This window comes from Streptomyces sp. NBC_01465, assembly GCF_036227325.1.
Lineage (GTDB): Bacteria > Actinomycetota > Actinomycetes > Streptomycetales > Streptomycetaceae > Streptomyces.
The window spans coordinates 4,036,698-4,055,012 of sequence record NZ_CP109467.1 but is presented as its reverse complement, the minus strand read 5'-3'; the positions used below and the strand labels follow the sequence as shown (position 1 = coordinate 4,055,012).

At 70.6% G+C, this 18,315-nt stretch carries 14 protein-coding genes; 10 read left to right on the top strand and 4 right to left on the bottom strand.

Annotated features, from left to right (window positions below; all coding sequences use genetic code 11):
- Positions 1-93 precede the first annotated feature (93 nt).
- Positions 94-1,920, bottom strand: a complete 1,827-nt coding sequence (locus OG707_RS19105) for an acyl-CoA dehydrogenase (RefSeq protein ID WP_329119872.1) — start codon at positions 1,918-1,920, stop codon at positions 94-96.
- Between the two features lie 123 nt (positions 1,921-2,043).
- Between OG707_RS19105 and OG707_RS19100 the strand changes: the two genes are divergently transcribed.
- The 5 genes from OG707_RS19100 to OG707_RS19080 all read left to right on the top strand — a co-directional run bounded on the left by OG707_RS19100 (position 2,044) and on the right by OG707_RS19080 (position 9,110).
- Positions 2,044-2,514: an SseB family protein gene (locus tag OG707_RS19100; RefSeq protein ID WP_329119870.1), complete on the top strand. Its 471-nt coding sequence runs from the start codon at positions 2,044-2,046 to the stop codon at positions 2,512-2,514.
- A gap of 80 nt (positions 2,515-2,594) precedes the next feature.
- Entirely contained in the window at positions 2,595-4,727 is a 2,133-nt protein-coding gene (locus OG707_RS19095) for a hypothetical protein (RefSeq protein ID WP_329119867.1), read from the top strand.
- A 96-nt stretch (positions 4,728-4,823) separates the two neighbouring features.
- A complete protein-coding gene (locus tag OG707_RS19090) occupies positions 4,824-6,905 on the top strand; it encodes a lectin-like domain-containing protein (RefSeq protein ID WP_329119865.1) in 2,082 nt (693 codons plus the stop codon).
- Positions 6,906-6,999: 94 nt separating this feature from the next.
- Positions 7,000-7,962: a pirin family protein gene (locus OG707_RS19085; RefSeq protein WP_329119863.1), complete on the top strand. Its 963-nt coding sequence runs from the start codon at positions 7,000-7,002 to the stop codon at positions 7,960-7,962.
- 65 nt (positions 7,963-8,027) lie between these two features.
- Positions 8,028-9,110 carry an AI-2E family transporter gene (locus OG707_RS19080; protein WP_329119861.1) on the top strand — a complete coding sequence of 361 codons (1,083 nt, stop codon included), beginning with the start codon at positions 8,028-8,030 and terminating at the stop codon, positions 9,108-9,110.
- Here OG707_RS19080 and OG707_RS19075 read toward each other — a convergent pair.
- The gene (locus OG707_RS19075) at positions 9,062-11,170 is read right to left on the bottom strand and encodes an ATP-binding SpoIIE family protein phosphatase (RefSeq protein ID WP_329119860.1); all 2,109 of its coding nucleotides are present in this window, start codon (positions 11,168-11,170) and stop codon (positions 9,062-9,064) included. The genes OG707_RS19080 and OG707_RS19075 overlap by 49 nt on opposite strands.
- A 103-nt stretch (positions 11,171-11,273) precedes the next feature.
- Between OG707_RS19075 and aspS the strand changes: the two genes are divergently transcribed.
- Positions 11,274-13,040 (top strand): aspartate--tRNA ligase, encoded by a 1,767-nt coding sequence (gene aspS, locus OG707_RS19070; RefSeq protein ID WP_329119858.1) that lies wholly within the window; start codon positions 11,274-11,276, stop codon positions 13,038-13,040.
- Between the two features lie 73 nt (positions 13,041-13,113).
- Here the strand turns inward: aspS and OG707_RS19065 are convergent, their stop codons facing one another.
- Positions 13,114-14,739, bottom strand: coding sequence for a prealbumin-like fold domain-containing protein (locus OG707_RS19065; RefSeq protein ID WP_329119855.1), 1,626 nt, complete (start codon positions 14,737-14,739; stop codon positions 13,114-13,116).
- 202 nt (positions 14,740-14,941) lie between these two features.
- Here OG707_RS19065 and OG707_RS19060 point away from each other — a divergent pair, with 202 nt between their 5' ends.
- The 4 genes from OG707_RS19060 (at position 14,942) to OG707_RS19045 (ending at position 17,922) form a co-directional block, all read left to right on the top strand.
- Entirely contained in the window at positions 14,942-15,865 is a 924-nt protein-coding gene (locus OG707_RS19060; RefSeq protein ID WP_329119853.1) for an intradiol ring-cleavage dioxygenase, read from the top strand.
- Between the two features lie 140 nt (positions 15,866-16,005).
- Positions 16,006-16,506, top strand: coding sequence for a SigE family RNA polymerase sigma factor (locus OG707_RS19055; RefSeq protein WP_329119851.1), 501 nt, complete (start codon positions 16,006-16,008; stop codon positions 16,504-16,506).
- A complete protein-coding gene (locus OG707_RS19050) occupies positions 16,499-17,167 on the top strand; it encodes a hypothetical protein (protein ID WP_329119849.1) in 669 nt (222 codons plus the stop codon). Before OG707_RS19055 ends, OG707_RS19050 begins: the two co-directional genes overlap by 8 nt.
- Entirely contained in the window at positions 17,164-17,922 is a 759-nt protein-coding gene (locus tag OG707_RS19045; RefSeq protein ID WP_329119847.1) for a L,D-transpeptidase family protein, read from the top strand. Before OG707_RS19050 ends, OG707_RS19045 begins: the two co-directional genes overlap by 4 nt.
- Here the strand turns inward: OG707_RS19045 and OG707_RS19040 are convergent.
- Positions 17,919-18,293, bottom strand: a complete 375-nt coding sequence (locus OG707_RS19040) for a hypothetical protein (RefSeq protein ID WP_329119844.1) — start codon at positions 18,291-18,293, stop codon at positions 17,919-17,921. The two genes, OG707_RS19045 and OG707_RS19040, sit on opposite strands and share 4 nt — an antisense overlap.
- Between the last annotated feature and the right edge of the window lie 22 nt (positions 18,294-18,315).

The following is an 18,315-nucleotide window of genomic DNA, read 5'->3' as shown; positions in this document are numbered from 1 at the left end:
AACTACGACCGCCGACAGCCCCCAGCCATGGCCTGTGCACTGCGGCCCGCCCCCGGTCACCGGGGGCGGGCCGCAGTGTGTGGTCCCGCAGGACTAGAAGGCGGCTTCGTCCAGCTCCATCAGGGAGTTGTCGACCGTCTCGGCCAGCGCACGCGCGCTGCCGACGCCCGGCAGCACGTTCGCGGCGAAGAACTTCGCGGCCGCGATCTTGCCCTGGTAGAAGGGGACGTCCTTCGGGGAGGCCGTCGGCAGCGCCTCGGCGGCCACGGCCGCACCCTTGAGCAGCAGGTACGAGACGACGACGTCGCCCGAGGCCATCAGCAGGCGGGTCGTGTTGAGGCCCACCTTGTAGATGTTCTTGACGTCCTCGCCGGTCGCGGTCAGGTCGGTGATCATCGTGCCGACGATCGCCTCCAGGTCCACGGCCGCCTTGGCGAGCTGCTCACGCGCCTCGCCCAGCTCCTCGCCGCCGGTGCCGACCGCGAGGAACTTCTTGATCTCCTCCGACAGCATGTTCAGCGACGCACCCTGGTCACGGACGATCTTCCGGAAGAAGAAGTCCTGGCCCTGGATGGCGGTCGTGCCCTCGTAGAGGGTGTCGATCTTGGCGTCGCGGATGTACTGCTCGATCGGGTACTCCTGCAGATAGCCCGACCCGCCGAAGGTCTGCAGGGACTGCGCCAGCTGCTCGTAGGACTTCTCCGAGCCGTAGCCCTTCACGATCGGCAGCAGCAGGTCATTCAGCCCGTGCAGCGCCTTCGCGTCCTCGCCCGCGGCCTCCTTCTCCTGGATCGCGTCCTGGACCGTGGCGGTGTAGAGCACCAGCGAGCGCATGCCCTCGGCGTACGCCTTCTGCGTCATCAACGAGCGCCGTACGTCCGGGTGGTGAGTGATCGTCACCTTCGGGGCGGCCTTGTCCATGAACTCGGCGAGGTCGGGACCCTGGACGCGCTCCTTGGCGTACTCCAGCGCGTTCAGGTACCCCGTCGAGAGCGTCGCGATGGCCTTCGTGCCGACCATCATCCGGGCGAACTCGATGATCCGGAACATCTGCCGGATGCCCTCGTGCTTGTCGCCGACCAGCCAGCCGACGGCCGGGCTCTGGTCGCCGAAGGTCATCTCGCAGGTGTTGGAGGCCTTCAGCCCCATCTTGTGCTCGACGTTGGTCGCGTAGACGCCGTTGCGCTCGCCCAGCTCACCGGTCTCGAAGTCGAAGTGGAACTTCGGGACCATGAAGAGGGAGAGCCCCTTCGTCCCCGGTCCCGCACCCTCGGGGCGTGCGAGCACGTAGTGAATGATGTTCTCGGACATGTCGTGCTCGCCCGAGGTGATGAAGCGCTTCACACCCTCGATGTGCCAGGAGCCGTCGTCCTGCTGCACGGCCTTCGTCCGGCCGGCGCCGACGTCCGAGCCCGCGTCGGGCTCGGTGAGCACCATCGTCGAGCCCCACTGCTTCTCCACAGCGATCTCGGCGATCTTCTTCTGTACGTCGTTGCCCTCCTCGTAGAGGATCCCGGCGAAGGCCGGACCCGAGGAGTACATCCAGATCGCCGGGTTCGAGCCGAGGATCAGCTCCGCGAAGGCCCAGATCAGCGAGCGCGGGGAGGTCGTGCCGCCGATCTCCTCGGGCAGGCCGAGCCGCCAGTACTCGGAGTCCATGAAGGTCTGGTAGCTCTTCTTGAAGGCCGCGGGGACCGGCGCGGTGTTGGTCTCCGGGTCGAAGACCGGCGGGTTGCGGTCGGCGTCCGCGAAGGAGTCGGCGAAGTCCTTCTCGGCGAGACGGCCGATCTCGTCGAGGATCGACTTGGCGGTCTCGACGTCCATCTCGGCGAACGGGCCGCTGCCGTACGTACTGTCGCGACCGAGCACCTCGAACAGGTTGAACTCGATGTCGCGGAGATTCGACTTGTAGTGCCCCATGGCAACGGCCCTCTCGTAACGCATACCTATGACCAATACCGGTTAGTAGCTACGATGATGCTACCCGCGAGTAATAAGACGCAACCCCGCAAGGCCCATATGTGGCGCACTACTCTTGCGCTCATGTACGGCTACGACCAGACCCCGGGCGCTCAGCAGCACCAGCAGTACGCCCAGCCGCAGCAGCAGCCGCCGCAGCCCGGCTACGGCGAGCAGCCGCTGTACCCCGAGCCGTCCCCGCCGTCCCTGGCCGACGCCGTACGGGCCTTCACCACGGGTTCTCTCGCCGCCGAGGACTTCCAGCAGATCTTCGCGACCTCGAAGGTCTACTGCCCGCGCGGTGACAACCCCGGATTCCTGGCCCTGCACAACACCCAGCAGCCGGTGATCCCCATGTTCACCTCGCTGAAGGAGCTCCGTCGGTACGCCGGCAAGGAGTCCAAGTACTTCGTGATCACCGGCGCCGAGGTCATCGACCTGCTGCCCACCGGGTACGGCTTCGTCCTGGACATGGAGGGCGAGCACCGGATGGTCTTCGACGCGAAGGCCGTCGAGCAGATGGTCGACTTCGCGATGCGCCGTATGTACGGCTGACCGGCGCGGCTCCTTCCCTTCGCCCTGTTCGTAGTCACTTAATGTGATCAATCGACTACGCAGGGTCAAGGAGAGGCGTCATGGCGCGTACGCGCTGCATCACGGACAGGGCTCTGAGCTGGGGATCCACCCTCGCGCTCGCCCTCGCCGCGTTCACCGGCATCCCGGCCTCGCCGGCCGCCGCCGACAACGCCCCACTGGTGGACGAGGCGTTCAGCGGCGTGACGGTGCCGGAAGGCAAGTGGTTCAGCAACTCCAAGGGCGGCGCCAAGGACCGCACCGGCTTCGCCTGCCTCACCGCGGCCTCCGGCACACAGGGCCCGCTGAAGGCGTGCAAGGGCGGCAAGGCGATCGACAAGGCGGGCCGGGGCGCTCTGCGGCTGACGGGCAGCGCGCGCGGCCAGAGCGGGTTCGCCGTCCTCAACACCGCCTTCCCGTCCCACCAGGGCGTTTCGGCGACCTTCGACGCGTACCAGTACGGCACCACCACCGGCGGCACGTTCAAGACGGGCAAGAAGAAGGGCAAGCCGGTCGGCGGCGGCGCCGACGGCATCACCGTCTTCCTCCTCGACGGCTCCGTCTCGCCCAAGGACTCCGGGAACGTCGGCGGCGGCAACGGCTACGTCGGCATCGAGGGCGGCTACATCGGCGTCACCCTCGACCAGTGGGGGAACATGGCCGACCCGGGGAAGTCCAAGGCCCCCGGCGGCCCGGGACGCACCCCCAACTCGGTCACGGTGCGCGGCGCGACCAGTGCCAAGAACCCCTGGATCCACACCAAGAAGATGCCCAGGCCCATCGCCGTCGACGGGGCGAAGTCCCGCTCCAAGGCGATCCGCAAGGTCAAGGCCGACCTGACGCCCTCGGGCCGGTTCAGCATCGCCGTCGACTTCGGGGACGGCAAGGGGTACGTGACCCTGGTCAACAAGGTCGACATCGACAGCGTCAAGGGACAGCCCGCGCTGCCCGAGACGCTGAAGATCGGCTTCGCGGCGGGGACCGGCGACAACACCGCCGTCCACGAGATCGCCAACGTGGACGTCGACACCCTCGGCCCCGACCTCTCCATCAAGCGCACCACCGACGGCGACATCGTCGCGGGCGGCACCGGCACCATCCACTACACGGTCTCCAACGACCCGAACGCCGGCCCCTCCGACCAGCCCGTCACCTTCCACCGGCACTTCGGCGACGGTCTCACCCCGACCGACGCGTCCGGAGACGGCTGGGACTGTACGTACACCGACACCGATGTCGACTGCACCCGCCCCGGGACCGGCGGCGACTCGCTGCCGCCCGGCGCCTCCTACCCTCCGGTCGACATCCCGCTGCAGGCCGCGCCGGACGCGTCCGGTGACGTCCCCACCGAGGGCGACGTCTCCACCCCGGACGACAAGAACCCGAAGAACGACGAGGACAAGACCCCGATCCCGGTGAAGCCGCAGACGGGCCTGTCCATCGCCGTCGCGGGCAACCCGGACACCTACACGGCAGGCGCGGACGTCGCCTTCGCGATCGCCGTCGGCAACGAGGGCCCCTCGGACGCCAAGGGCGCCCCGCTCTCCGTACAGCTGCCGAAGTACCTGGCCGGTGCGGTCTGCAGGACCGCCGACGGCAAGACCTGCGGCACGGCCGACCCCGACGGCAAGCTCAACTTCCCCGTGGACGTCCCGGCCGGCGGCGAGAAGGACTTCACCGTCACCGGCACGACCCCGGGCGACAGCACCGACCCCATCACCGCGCGGGCCCATGTCTCGCCGCCGCCGGACACTGTCGACGAGCTGTGCGACGGTGGCTGCTCGGACTCCGCGACGCTGGAGGGCCAGGCCGTCACCTCGCTCGCGGTCACCGAGACGCACCGCCCCGACCCGTACAGCGCGGGACAGCAGCTGACCATGACGATCACCGTGACCAACGGCGGTCCCTCGGACGCCATCGGCGCCAGGATCAAGGACCAACTGCCCGAGCAGCTGCGGAAGTTCAGCTGGACCTGCAAGGCCGCCGCGGGCAGCGCCTGCGGATCGGCCAAGGGCCAGGGCGACATCGACGAGACCGTCGACGTGGCCGCGAACAGCCAGGTCGTCTACACGGTGACCGGAGTGGTCGCCCCCGCGATCATCACCGACTCGGTGGGTGTCACCCCGCCCGACAGCGTCACCGACACCAGCTGCGCCGAGGGCTGCTCGGCCGGTGACCAGGTCGCCGTCCACTGACCGCACCCCCCTCTTGCCGGGGCCCGTACCGCACCCGCGGTACGGGCCCCGGCCCCCTGACCACCCCTGTGACGAGAGGTATTGATGGTGTCCGGCTTGAGAGCACGTCTCACCGCGGCGGCAACCGCGCTCACCCTGGCCTGTGCGGGCCTCGCCGGCGCGTTCGCCGCATCCGCGCCCGCCCGCGCCGCCGCCCCTCCGCCCAACCCGCTGCTGGTCGAGGAGACCTTCACCGACGCGTCGATCGCGGACGGCCGCTGGATCTCTGGCTACGGGAAGCCCGGCACCGGGTTCGCCTGCCTGACCGCGGCCAAGGGTGCGACCGGCCCGCTGAAGGCCTGCCCCGGCGGCCCCAGGGACAAGCCGGGCCACGGCACCCTGCGGATCACCGACAAGACCGGTCACCAGGGCGGCTTCGCCTTCTTCGACCGGCCGTTCTCCACGGCCGAGGGGCTGGAGGCGACCTTCGACAGTTTCCAGTACGACACCACGACCGCCCGCGGCGCCGACGGCATCAGCTTCTTCCTGATCGACGGCAGCGCACACCCCACGCGTGAGGGGATGTACGGCGGGGCGCTCGGCTACAAGGGCCTGGTCGGCGGCTACATCGGCATCGGCCTCGACCAGTTCGGGAACTTCTCCAACCCCGCCTGGGCCGGCAAGGGCGGCCCCGGCATGGTGCGGAACGCGGTCGCGCTGCGCGGTGCGACCAGCATCGGATCGCCGTACATCACCGGTACGAAGTCGCTGCCGCAGAGCCTGTCGCTGGGCGCGGCCAAGACCCGGGGGCCCGCGCAGCGTTCGGTGCGCGTCAGGCTCTCGACCGCGATGATGCTCACCCTCGAGATGGACTACCACGACGGCAAGGGCTACCGGCGTCTGCTCGGCCCGGTGAACCTGAGGAAGATCCCCGGCCAGCCCGCCCTGCCGCCCACCTTCAAGCTCGGCTTCGCCGCCTCCACCGGCGCCTCCACGGCGTACCACGAGGTGCGCAGGGTGCGGGTCGAGGGACTGCCGCCGGACCTGTACGTCACCCCGCGCACCGAGGGCGACTTCACGGCCGGGGGCACCGGCAAGCTCGAACTCACCGTCCACAACAAGCCGTTGGCCGGTCCCAGCGACCAGCCCGTCACCCTGCGCACCACGCTGCCGCCGGGCCTCGTGCCCACCGGCGCGACGGGCGGCGGCTGGACCTGCAAGGTGGACGGCTCCCGGGTGACCTGCGCCCGGCCCGGCACCGGGCCGGACTCGCTGGAGCCGGGGGCGTCGTATCCGCCGGTGGTGATCCCGGTCCAGGCGGCGCCCGATGCGGTGGGGAAGCTGCCGCTGGTCTCCGCCGTGACCACCCCGGACGACGCCGACCACGGCAACGACAAGGCGGACTACGCGGTGAAGGTGGCCTCCCGCACCGGGCTCTGGGTCAAGGAGGACGTCGCTCCGGATCCGTATGTCGCGGGCGAGAAGCTGACGTACACCGTGACGGCGGGCAACGACGGTCCGGGACGTGCGCGCGGCGCCCGCCTCACGGCCCAGCTGCCGGCGCCGCTGAGCGAGGTGCGCTGGAGCTGTGTGCCGATGGGCGGGGCGACATGCCCGAAGGTGCCCGGCGGGGACCTGGACACGGAGATCGACCTGCCGGTCGGCGCCAAGCTGGCCTTCGCCGCGACCGGGACGGTGGCTCCCTCCAGCGGCGGCCCGCTGAAGGGCACCGCGCGGATCGTGCCGCCGCGGGACGCGGAGGACGCCAACTGCCTCAAGGAGTGCACGGCGGAGGCCTCGGCCGACGGGTCGGTGCACACCGCGCTGAGCGTGCGCCACGAGCATCTGCCGAAGGTGCTGGAGCCGGGCGGCAAGGTGACGTACACGATCGTCGTACGCAACGAGGGCCCCTCGGACGCGGTCGGCTCCCAGATCGTGCAGCAGGCCCCCGACGCGCTCTCCGACCTGCCGTGGACCTGCGCGGCGAAGGCGCCGAGCCGGTGCGGGGACGCGACCGGGCGCGGTCCCGTGGACACCACCGCGGACATCGCGGCCGGCGACGAGGTCACGTACACGATGGTCGGCCTCCTTCCCAGAGACCCGCTGGTCAGCGAGGTGCACGTGGATCCGCCGGTGCTCGCCGAGGACCCGAGGTGCGCCAACGGCTGCTCGGCGCGGGACGAGGCGCTGCTGCCGTAGGGCGCCCCGGAACAGCTTCGGAATAACGCTCCACTTGCGGGATGTTCACTGTTCAACTACTTTGGGAGCTGAGCATCCCGCCAAGGAGGGCACCATGCCTGCCGTAACCGTCGAAAACCCGTTGACCCTGCCGCGTGTGACCGCACCGGAGGGCTCCGTACCGCGCCCCGTGCTTGCCGTGACCACGGCGCCGGGCGGATTCGAGGGCGAGGGCTTCCCGGTGCGCCGTGCCTTCGCCGGGATCAACTACCAGCACCTCGACCCGTTCATCATGATGGACCAGATGGGCGAGGTGGAGTACGCGCCGGGAGAGCCCAAGGGCACGCCCTGGCACCCCCACCGCGGCTTCGAGACCGTCACGTACCTGATCGACGGCACCTTCATCCACCAGGACAGCCACGGTGGCGGCGGCACGATCAACGACGGCGACACCCAGTGGATGACCGCCGGCTCCGGGCTCCTGCACATCGAGGCGCCGCCGGAGTCGCTGGTCGTCTCGGGCGGGCTCTTCCACGGCCTCCAGCTGTGGGTGAACCTCCCGGCCGCCGACAAGATGATGGCGCCGCGCTACCAGGACATCCGCGGCGGCGAGGTCCAGCTCCTCGCCTCGCCCGACGGCGGCGCGCTGCTGCGGGTCATCGCGGGTTCGCTCGACGGCCACGACGGCCCGGGCATCACGCACACCCCGATCACGATGATCCACGCGACGGTCCGCCCCGGCGCCGAGGTCACGCTCCCCTGGCGCGAGGACTTCAACGGCCTGGCGTACGTGATGGCCGGACGCGGCTCGGTCGGCACCGACCGCCGCCCCGTCCACACCGGCCAGACCGCGGTGTTCGGCAAGGGCTCCTCGCTGACCGTCCGCGCGGACGAGCAGCAGGACTCGAACACGCCGGACCTGGAGATCGTGCTCCTGGGCGGCCGTCCGATCCGTGAACCGATGGCGCACTACGGGCCGTTCGTCATGAACACCCGCGCGGAGCTGCAGGAGGCCTTCGACGACTACCAGGCGGGCCGCCTGGGCGTCATCCCCACGGAGCGCGTGCCGCACACGTAACCCGCTGTCACCCTGGCGGCCCCTTCTGAGGGGCCGTCAGGCGTTTGCCGTGGTCCGCTGGACCGGTGACGACCAGTCAGAAGCCTCTCCTCCCCGAAGCCGCCCGCCGCACCGCCGCCTGGTGCGCGGTGGTGCTGCTGGTCACCGGGGTCGCGGCCGTCGGGGTCTGGCTCTGCATCATCTTCCAGACCGCCGTCACCCCCGTCCTGCTCGCCCTCCTCGGCACCGCGCTGCTCGGCCCCGTCCACGGGTGGCTGGTCAGGCGGCGGGTCAACCGGGCGCTGGCCGCCATGCTGACCTGCGTCGCACTCGTCGCCGTCGTCGGCGGGACCGGGTACATCGTGGTCGCCGCCCTCATCGACACCGGTGACCAGATCGTCTCCTCGCTGGGCGACGCCGGGAACTGGATCCGTGAGCACTTCGGGATCACCCAGGCCTCCGACATCGGCTCCGCCGCCGACAGTGCCAAGAGCCTGATCTCCAAATGGGGTGCCAGCGCCGCCAGCGGAGTCATCGCCGGTCTGTCCGTACTCGCTTCGCTGCTCGCCACCAGCGTGCTCGCCCTGCTGCTGACCTTCTTCTTCCTCAAGGACTCCGACCGCGCCGTCGGCCTCGCGCACTCCATCGCGCCGCGCGGCATCGGCGACATCGTCGAAGCCATGGGGCGCCGCGCCTTCGAAGCGGTCGAGGGCTTCATGCGCGGGACGACGATCATCGCCCTCATCGACGCCGTCTGCATCACCGTCGGGCTGCTGATCCTGCGCGTGCCCGGCGCCGTCGGGCTCGGGGCGCTGGTCTTCATCACCGCGTACATCCCCTACCTCGGCGCCACGCTCTCCGGCGCCGTCGCCGTGCTGGTCGCGCTGGCCGACCGGGGCTGGGTCATCGGGCTCTGGACGCTGGGTGTGATCCTCGCCGTACAGCAGCTGGAGGGGAACGTGCTCCAGCCCATGATCCAGTCGCGCACCGTCCAGATGCACCCGGCCATGGTCATGCTGGCCATCACCGCCGGGGCGTCCGTCGCCGGGATCCTCGGGATGCTGCTCGCCGTGCCCGTGACGGCGGCCGCCTTCGGGATCATCGGGGAGCTGAAGAAGCGTTACGGCTCGGGTGAGTCGTCCGCGCCGGAGCCCGACTTCGACTCGTAGAGCTCGAACCAGATCGACTTGCCCGCGCCCCTGGGGTCCACGCCCCACGCGTCCGCCAGCATCTCCATCAGCACCAGACCACGCCCCGACGACGCCATCTCGCCGGGGCGCCGCTTGTGGGGGAGCTCGTCGCTCGCGTCCGCCACCTCGACGCGCAGCCGCCGCGCGCCCAGCTCGCCCGTCGCCGTCGCGACCAGCGCCGCGTCGCCGTCCGTGTGGACCAGGACGTTGGTGACCATCTCGGAGACCATCAGCTCGGCGGAGTCGACCTGTTCCTGGTCGGACCAGTCGTGGAGGAGGTCGCGCAGCTGCCTGCGGGCCTCCGCGATCCGCTCGGGCTGGGCCTGCGCGACGGTGAGTGCCGTACGGCGTACGGAGACGCGCTGCTCGCTGTCGCGGGAGAGCAGCAGCACCGCGATGTCGTCCTCGCGGCGGTCGGCGAGGGGGCCCACCGTGTGGTGCGAGGAGGGGCCGATGACGCCCTGGACCAGGGCGTCGGCCATCTTCTCCAGGGACCCCTCCGCGTACTCCTCCATGATCGGGCGGAGCCGGTCCCAGCCCGTCGCCATGTCGTGGCCGCCGGTCTCGATCAGGCCGTCCGTGCAGAACATCAGCGCCTCCCCCTCCTGGAGGGAGATGCGCGTCGTCGGATAGTCCGTGTCCTCCTCGATGCCCAGCGGCAGCCCGCCCGCCGTGGGGTGCAGCATCGGGGTGCCGTCGGCCGTGATGAGGACCGGGTCGGGGTGGCCGGCGCGTGCGACGTCGAGGGTGCCGGCGACCGGGTCGACCTCCGCGTACAGGCAGGTCGCGAAGCGCGGGCCGCCGAAGTCGTCGTCCTCGTACGTGTCGGTCAGCCCGCTCAGGAAGCGCCCGGCCCGGGAGAGCACCGCGTCGGGGCGGTGGCCCTCGGAGGCGTACGCACGGAGCGCGATCCGGAGCTGGCCCATGACGCCGGCCGCCCGTACGTCATGGCCCTGTACGTCACCGATGACCAGCGCCACCCGGCCGCTGGGCAGCGGGATCATGTCGTACCAGTCCCCGCCGACCTGCAGCCCGCCACCCGTCGGGACATAGCGTGCGGCGACCGTCATCCCCGGGATCTCGGGCCCGAGCGTCGGCAGCATGGACCGCTGCAGCCCCAGCGACAGCTCGCGCTCCGACTCCGCGACCACGGCCCGCGCGAGCGCCTGCGCCAGCATCCTGGCCACCGTCGTCAGCACCGAGCGCTCGTCGGGGGTGAAGGCGACGGGGTGCTTGAACGCCGCCATCCAGGCGCCCATCGTGCGGCCCGCGACGACCAGCGGCAGGAACGCCCAGGACTGGCGGTGGAAGACCTGCGCGAGGGGCCAGGCGGCGGGGTAGCGGTGCTCGTACTCCTGCGGGGTCGGCAGATAGATGGCCTGCCCGTTGCGCACGACCTCGGCCGCCGGATAGTCCGTGTCCAGCGTCATGTCGGTGAAGGGGCCGTCGGCGCCCGGGTTGTGCCCGTGGTGGCCGATGATCGTCAGCCGGTCGCCCTCCACGCCGAAGACCGCGAGCCCGTCCGGCGAGAACCCGGGCATGGAGAGGGAGGCGGCGACCCGCAGCACCTCGGAGGTCGAGCGGGCCTCGGCGAGCGCACGGCCCGCGTCGAGGAGGAACGCCTCGCGGGAGCGGCGCCAGTCGCCGGTGATGCGGGCGCGGCCGCCGGAGGTGCCGGGGTGGGGTTCGACGGCCTCCTGGATGGTGCCGACTCCGACGTAGACGTCCGCGGTCTGGCCTATGAGCTGGGGCTTCGACCGGCTTCGTACCGTACGGAGGACGTGCCCGGCCTCGTCGACCACGCGCAGCCGCACCTCGGCGAGGGTGCCCTCGGCGATCGACAGGTTCACGACGCCGCGCATCTCGTTCCAGTCGACGGGGTGGAAGCGGGAGCGCACGGCCGTCACCGAATGACTGGTCTGTCCGGTGGGCAGCCCGAGGAGACGGGCGGCCTCGGAGTCGAGCGTGACGACCCCGGCGGCCATGTCCCACCGCCACACTCCGGTGGCGATGGCAGCCAGTACATCCTCGGTACGCATTGCCCCACTTTATTCCGACAGGGGCGACTGAGCAGGGCCGGTACTCTTGGGGGGTTGATTCCCGCCTGTCTCGCGAAGAATCTCGCGAAGAATTGGATGAACGATGCAGCATCGGTACAGGTCCCACACGTGCGGCGAGCTCCGCGCCTCCGACGTCGGCAGCGACGTCCGGCTGAGCGGCTGGCTGCACAATCGCCGTGACCTGGGCGGCATCCTCTTCATCGACCTCCGCGACCACTACGGGATCACCCAGCTCGTCGCCCGTCCCGGCACCCCCGGCAACGAGGCCCTGGCGAAGCTGACCAAGGAGACCGTCGTACGCATCGACGGCAAGGTCTCCGCCCGCGGCGCGGACAACGTGAACTCCGAGCTGCCCACCGGCGAGGTCGAGATCGAGGTCGGCGAGGTCGAGATCCTCGGCGAGGCCGCCCCGCTGCCCTTCACGATCAACGCCGAGGACGGCGTGAACGAGGAGCGCCGCCTGGAGTACCGCTTCCTGGACCTGCGCCGCGAGCGCATGCACCGCAACATCATGCTGCGGTCCTCGGTCATCGCGTCCATCCGCTCGAAGATGGTCGCGCTCGGCTTCAACGAGATGGCCACCCCGATCCTCACGGCGACCTCCCCCGAGGGCGCCCGCGACTTCGTGGTCCCCTCGCGCCTCAACCCGGGCAAGTTCTACGCGCTGCCGCAGGCCCCGCAGCAGTTCAAGCAGCTGCTGATGATCTCGGGCTTCGACCGCTACTTCCAGATCGCGCCCTGCTTCCGCGACGAGGACGCCCGCGCCGACCGCTCGCCGGGCGAGTTCTACCAGCTCGACGTCGAGATGAGCTTCGTCGAGCAGGAGGACGTCTTCCAGCCGATCGAGAAGCTGATGACGGAGATCTTCACCGAGTTCGGCAACGGCCGCGAGGTCACCTCCCCCTTCCCGCGCATCCCGTTCCGTGAGTCGATGCTGAAGTACGGCAACGACAAGCCCGACCTGCGCGCCAAGCTGGAGCTCGTCGACGTCACGGACGTCTTCGCCGACTCGGGCTTCAAGGCCTTCGCGGGCAAGCACGTGCGCGCCCTGCCCGTACCGGACACCGCCTCGCAGTCCCGGAAGTTCTTCGACGGCCTCGGCGACTACGCGGTCTCGCTGGGCGCGAAGGGCCTGGCCTGGGTGCGCGTCGGCGACGACGGCGCGCTGGCCGGACCGATCGCCAAGTTCCTCACCGAGGACGACATCGCGGCGCTGACCGAGCGCCTGGAGCTGAAGCCGGGCCACGCGGTCTTCTTCGGCGCGGGCGAGTTCGACGAGGTCTCGAAGATCATGTCGGGCGTCCGCGTGGAGGCCGCCAAGCGCGCCGGCCACTTCGAGGAGGGCGTCTTCCGCTTCTGCTGGATCGTCGACTTCCCGATGTACGAGAAGGACGAGGAGACCGGCAAGATCGACTTCTCGCACAACCCGTTCTCGATGCCCCAGGGCGGCCTCGCCGACCTGGAGGAGAAGGACCCGCTGGACATCCTGGCGTTCCAGTACGACATCGTCTGCAACGGCATCGAGCTCTCCTCGGGCGCGATCCGCAACCACGAGCCCGAGCTGATGCTCAAGGCCTTCGAGATCGCGGGCTACGACCGCGAGACCGTGGAGCAGGAGTTCGCGGGCATGCTGCGCGCCTTCCGCCTCGGCGCCCCGCCGCACGGCGGCATCGCCCCGGGCGTGGACCGCATCGTCATGCTCCTCGCGGACGAGCCGAACATCCGCGAGACGATCGCCTTCCCGCTCAACGGCAACGCGCAGGACCTGATGATGGGCGCGCCCACGGTCCTCGACGAGACGCGTCTGCGCGAGCTGAACATCCAGCTGCGCAAGCCGGTCGAGAAGTAGTTCTTACGGCGAAGGGGCCCGGAACCGCACGGCGGTTCCGGGCCCCTTCGTCATGTGTGCTGCCGGTTCAGCTTCAGCGCAACCGGCGCCCGATGGCGACGCATGCGCCGCCGAGGGTGACGAGGACGAGGGCGAACAGGGCGGTACCGGTGGCGGAGTGGCCGCCCGTTTCCGCGAGTTGAGAGGTTCCGGGGCCGGGCGCGCCGGTGGGGGCGTGCGACGGCGCCGGCGTTGCCGTCGGTGTCGTATGCGGCGTCGGCTTCGGGGTGGGCGTCGGCTTCGGGCTGGGCGCGGGTGCCGGCGCGGGAACGAACGTGTTGGTGACCGTGCAGTCGGCCCCGGCCGCGGTGACGTCCACGGGGAACGACACCGTGCGGTTCGCCCCCGGGGTGGCCGTCGCCTCACGTCCTCCGCACTCCGCCCGGGTGAACTCCCAGCCGCCGGAGGCCGTATCGGCGGGCAGCTGCTCGGTCACGGTCTGCGTACCGAGGTCCACGTCGTGCCGTCCCGCCGCCACCGGCGTACCGGCGGAGGCGGTCGTGGCCGTACCGAAGTCGGTGACGACCCCCGACGCACCCTTGGCGCTGAACGGGAACGGGCCGCCGGTGCCGCCCTCCGTCTGCTTGCGCAGGGTCAGCGGGGCGACGGTGCTGCTCGGGGCGTTGGTGTAGGTGCAGGTGACCGTGTCCCCCTTGGCCAGGTCGACGGTGGCCTTGCCCGCCGCGGTCGTCGTGCTCGTACTGCGGCCGTCCTGGGAGGCGCAGTCCAGTCCGGTCAGTGTCCAGCCGGGCACGGCGGTCTCCGTGAACGACCACGGATCGTCGCCCGACCCCTTGGTCGCGGCCCTCCGGAAGGACATCTCGGCGGGGGAACCGTCCGTCACGTCGAGCGGGAAGGTGTGGTCGGCGGTGTACGAGATGTTGCCGGCGTAGTGGAAGATCTGGCCGGCCGTGCTGTTCCTGACCTGCTTGCGGACGACGATCGTGCCCGCTCCGGGGTTCGGCGTGACCGTGTAGTAGTAGCAGAAGACGTGCTGGACGCCGGTGGGGTACGCGGCCCGGTCGACGTTGTCGTTCTTCTGGTTGTCGACGGCGCAGCGCAGCGCCCCGAAGGCGTACTTGTTGCCCAGATCGGCGGTGTTCAGGGGGTCGGTGGGCGTGCCGCCCTGGATCTGCAGGCGCCTGTTCTGGGCGACGACGGTGTCGGTGGGGCCGAGTGCGACGGTGACGGCGCCGGGGAGGTTCGTGCCGGTCGGGTCGCCCTGGTCGTCGAGGAGCGGAGTGGAGGCCTCGGTGACGGGCTGTACGCCGGAGTCGCTGGGGACGACCGTGGACAGCCCGTCGACGTCGCTGCTGATGCCCTTCCCCAGCGTGAACCGCCAGCCGGTCAGGGGGCGGCAGTTGGGGTCGTTGGCCTTCTCGATCGCAGGGGCCACGGGTTCCCCCGACGTGTACACGGAATCCTTGCCGAGGTCGCGCAGGGACTGCATGTTGTTGTCCCTGAGCAGGTTGGCCATGACGTCCGTGTAGCTGTCGCAGACGCGCGCGGCCAGGGTCAGGCGAAGTCCGGTGGCGGCTCTGGCGGCGGGAGTGTGGTCCGGGGCTTCGACGGCTCCGGCGGGAGCGGTGGAGACCATCCACACGGCCAGTGCCGTGGCCCAGACACGGGCTGCTCGCCTGATTCTTGCTGTTGTCCTCACCTGGTCAGAGTGCGGTGCCGGTCCTGGGCAGGGGGGACGCGACTCTCCGTATGAGACGGCAGTCATCTGATCGCAGTAACAGGGGTGTCGCGCGAGGTGCGGTTCCGCGCGTACGCACAGCCCGCTCTCATGTCCCTGACAGGTCGGGTCCCTACCGTTCTGCCCCATGACTGAAGCCCAAGTACCCGCACACAAAAGGGATATGACGCGCCGTCGGGCCGTCGTCGCAGGTGGCGCGGCGGTTGCCGCCGTGGGGATCGGCGGTGCGATCGCCACCACCGCGTCCGCCTCCCCGGAGCCCGGGAAGAAGAAGCCGGGCGCCCCGCGCGAGGAGTGCCTCGAGCTCACCTCGGAGACGACCGAGGGCCCGTACTACATCGACGCCGACAAGATCCGCCGGGACGTCACCGAGGACAAGCCGGGCATCCCCTTCTCGCTCCGTATCAAGGTGATCGACTCGGAGACCTGCCGCCCGCTGAAGCGCGCGGCCGTCGACATCTGGCACTGCGACGCGACCGGCATCTACTCGGGTTACGAGGAAGCCTCCCAGGGCGGCGGCGGTGGCGGCGGTACGCCCCCGAGCGGAGCCCCCACCGACGCGCCCACCGGCACCCCGACCGGCACCCCGACCGGCACCCCGCCCTCCGGCGGTCCGGGCGGCGGGGGCGGCGGGAAGACCGACCCCACCGACGAGAACCGCTATCTGCGCGGCACGTGGCTCACCGACCGGGACGGCCTCGTCGAGTTCAAGACGATCTTCCCCGGCTGGTACCGCGGCCGCGCCGTGCACATCCACGCCAAGGTGCACGTCGGCGGGAAGATGACCGACGCCGGTTACGAGGGCGGGCACACCTGCCACACCGGCCAGTTCTTCTTCTCCGAGGAGTCCGTGCTGGCCTCCGCCGAGGTCTCCCCGTACTCGACGAACACCGCCGAGCGCACCACCCTCACCGAGGACACGATCTACGACCAGAGCGGCGTCACCGGCGGCCTGCTCAAGCTGCACTACCGCAAGGACAGGATCGCCCGCGGAGTCCAGGCCTCCATCACGGTCGGCGTCGACCCGGACGACACCCAGGACGGCGAGGACTGGGTGACGGCCACCGCCTCGCCCACCGCCTCCTGACCTCACTCCCCCCGCGGGAGCGGCCCCCGGAACCGAAAGGTCCCGGGGGCCTTCTTCCATGTCGCGGCAGATCGCGGGCAACCTGAACGGCACCCCACCGCGTTCCACAGGCGTGGGAGACCGGACAGGACGGCGAGGACATGGTGAGTGGCGGCGACTTCGAGGAGTTCGTCGCCGCCCGGGGACCCCGGCTGCTGCGGACGGCCTGGCTGCTGACGGGCGACGCGCATCTCGCGGAGGACCTGCTGCAGACCGCGCTCGCCAAGGTGTGGCCGAAGTGGGCGCGGATCGCGCAGGACCACCCCGAGGCGTACATCCGCAAGGTCCTCGTGACCACGCACACCTCCTGGTGGCGCAGACACTGGCGCGGCGAGGTGCCGACGGGCGAACTGCCGGAGAGCGCGGGGGCGGCCGACCCGTACGCGGACGTCGACCTGGAGCAGTCCCTCGCCGCCGCGATCCGCTCCCTGCCCGCCCGCCAGCGCGCGGTGATCGTGCTGCGTTACTTCGAGGACCTGAGCGTCGAGGAGACGGCGGCCACGCTGGGCTGCGCGCCCGGCACGGTCAAGAGCCAGGCGTCCAAGGCGCTGCGTACGCTGCGGACCGCGCTCCCCGCCCGGGCGGAGGAGCTCCATGACTGACGAGGCCCCGTACGAGAACGAGCTGCGCGTCCTCCTGGAGCGCACCGTCCCCCAACTCCCCGCCCCACCGGACCGACTCACCTCCGTACGGAAACGGATGGTGCGCCGTCGCGCCCGCCGGGCGGCCGGCGGGGCGGCCCTCGCCGCGGCCGCCGCGGCAGTAACCGTGACGCTGCTGCCCACCGAGCACACTGCCGTGCTCCCGGCGGCCCCCGTCACGCAGGCGCCGTCGTCCTCGTACACCGAGATGTACTTCCCGCGGATCGAGGGGCTGTCCCTCGCGCTCCCCAACGGCTGGCACACGGGGGTGTCGGGGGGCACGACCGTCGCGGCCTCCCAGCCCCTCCCGGTGCGCACGCTGGAATCCGGGGGCGGGCTGCTCAGCCTGACCCTCGAAAACAGCAAGACCCTGAACTCCAAGGTCACCACCCCGCCCTCCCTGTCCGCATCGCTGACGGTGTCGAGGCAGTGCAGGATCCAAGGCGGCACCACGTCGTACTCGGGCCTGATCGGCAGCCCCTCCGCGGCCAAGACCGTCATCGTCGAACTCTGTGTCGCGGGCCCGGCGCCCCGGCTGGTCGCCGACGTCCGCTCTGCTGTCGCGGAGGCACTCTTCCCGGGCCCCACCTCGGCCCCCACACCCAAGAGAGCAGCACCATGAACCGCCGCCCCCGGACGGCGACCGCCGCCGTACTCCTGACCACCGGCCTGCTCCTGACCGCGGCCTGCGGCACCAAAACCCCCGCACCCCCCGCGTCGTCGCCCAGCACGATCTCCGCGGCTGCCGGCCACGCGGGCCGCTCGGCCCCTGAGCCCCAACTGCCGCGCGAGATACCGTCCCTGGGAGCCAAGACGCGCGACCGGATCCCGGCCACGGCCCGCCAAGTGGTCGTGGTGACGGGCGAGTCAGCGGACTCCAACCGCTCCTCGGTCACCCTGTACGTACGCGACGCGAAGGGCGGCTGGTCCCCGGACTCCGGCCCCTGGCAGGCCCACAACGCCCTGCGCGGCTGGTCGGAGGACCACCACGCGGGCGACCTGCACTCCCCGACGGGCGTCTTCACGCTCACGGATGCGGGAGGCCGCCGGGCCAACCCGGGCACCCGGCTCCCGTACGACAGGGGACCCGCCTTCGTGGCGCACGGGACCGGCTTCCACGGAGAGTCCCTGGCGGGCTCGTTCGACTACGTGGTGGCGATCAACTACAACCGGAAACCAGGAACCACCCCGCTCGACTGGACACGCCCGATGGGCGCCTCGCGAGGGGGTGGCGTCTGGTTTCACGTGGAACACGGCGGCCCGACCCATGGCTGCGTCGCCCTGGCAGAGCCCCGCATGAAGGAGCTCCTGCGCTGGCTCGACCCGTCGAAGAAGCCGGTGGTGGTGATGGGGGACGCGGGGTCGCTGGCGCGTTAGCGCTGGTCGGCCTCGGCCTCGGGCTCCGCGAACAGATCCTCGACGGAGTTGACGTTGAAGGCCCGGTCGAGCCACAGGCCGAGGGTGTCGAGGTCGGTGCAGGCGGTGATATGGGAGCGGGCACGGTCAGAGACAGGCACCTGACGCCGATCAAGCAGCAAGAGAACCCCCCTGGCCTGCGCTTCGACCCGACCTTGGTTCCAGCCTTCGATCCACCCATCGATCCAGCTTTCGATCCAGACTTCGGCTCGACCCTCGGCGGCGGCGTTCTCTCTGTGGGTGGCTGCCCGGGAGCGGGCGATTGCCTCCAGCGCAGGGTCGCGGCGGAACGTGGAGGGGCGGTGCGAGCAAACGTGCTGCGGTGTGCGCATGAAGGCAACCTAGGGGTGGGGA

Excerpts from the sequence above, each read along its gene's own strand:
- aspS (WP_329119858.1), top strand. The coding sequence starts at position 11,274 with ATGCAGCATCGGTACAGGTCCCACACGTGCGGCGAGCTCCGCGCCTCC.
- OG707_RS19085 (WP_329119863.1), top strand. The coding sequence starts at position 7,000 with ATGCCTGCCGTAACCGTCGAAAACCCGTTGACCCTGCCGCGTGTGACC.
- OG707_RS19050 (WP_329119849.1), top strand. The coding sequence starts at position 16,499 with ATGACTGACGAGGCCCCGTACGAGAACGAGCTGCGCGTCCTCCTGGAG.
- OG707_RS19105 (WP_329119872.1), bottom strand. The coding sequence starts at position 1,920 with ATGGGGCACTACAAGTCGAATCTCCGCGACATCGAGTTCAACCTGTTC.
- OG707_RS19040 (WP_329119844.1), bottom strand. The coding sequence starts at position 18,293 with ATGCGCACACCGCAGCACGTTTGCTCGCACCGCCCCTCCACGTTCCGC.
- OG707_RS19075 (WP_329119860.1), bottom strand. The coding sequence starts at position 11,170 with ATGCGTACCGAGGATGTACTGGCTGCCATCGCCACCGGAGTGTGGCGG.
- OG707_RS19045 (WP_329119847.1), top strand. The coding sequence starts at position 17,164 with ATGAACCGCCGCCCCCGGACGGCGACCGCCGCCGTACTCCTGACCACC.
- OG707_RS19100 (WP_329119870.1), top strand. The coding sequence starts at position 2,044 with ATGTACGGCTACGACCAGACCCCGGGCGCTCAGCAGCACCAGCAGTAC.
- OG707_RS19095 (WP_329119867.1), top strand. The coding sequence starts at position 2,595 with ATGGCGCGTACGCGCTGCATCACGGACAGGGCTCTGAGCTGGGGATCC.
- OG707_RS19055 (WP_329119851.1), top strand. The coding sequence starts at position 16,006 with ATGGTGAGTGGCGGCGACTTCGAGGAGTTCGTCGCCGCCCGGGGACCC.
- OG707_RS19060 (WP_329119853.1), top strand. The coding sequence starts at position 14,942 with ATGACGCGCCGTCGGGCCGTCGTCGCAGGTGGCGCGGCGGTTGCCGCC.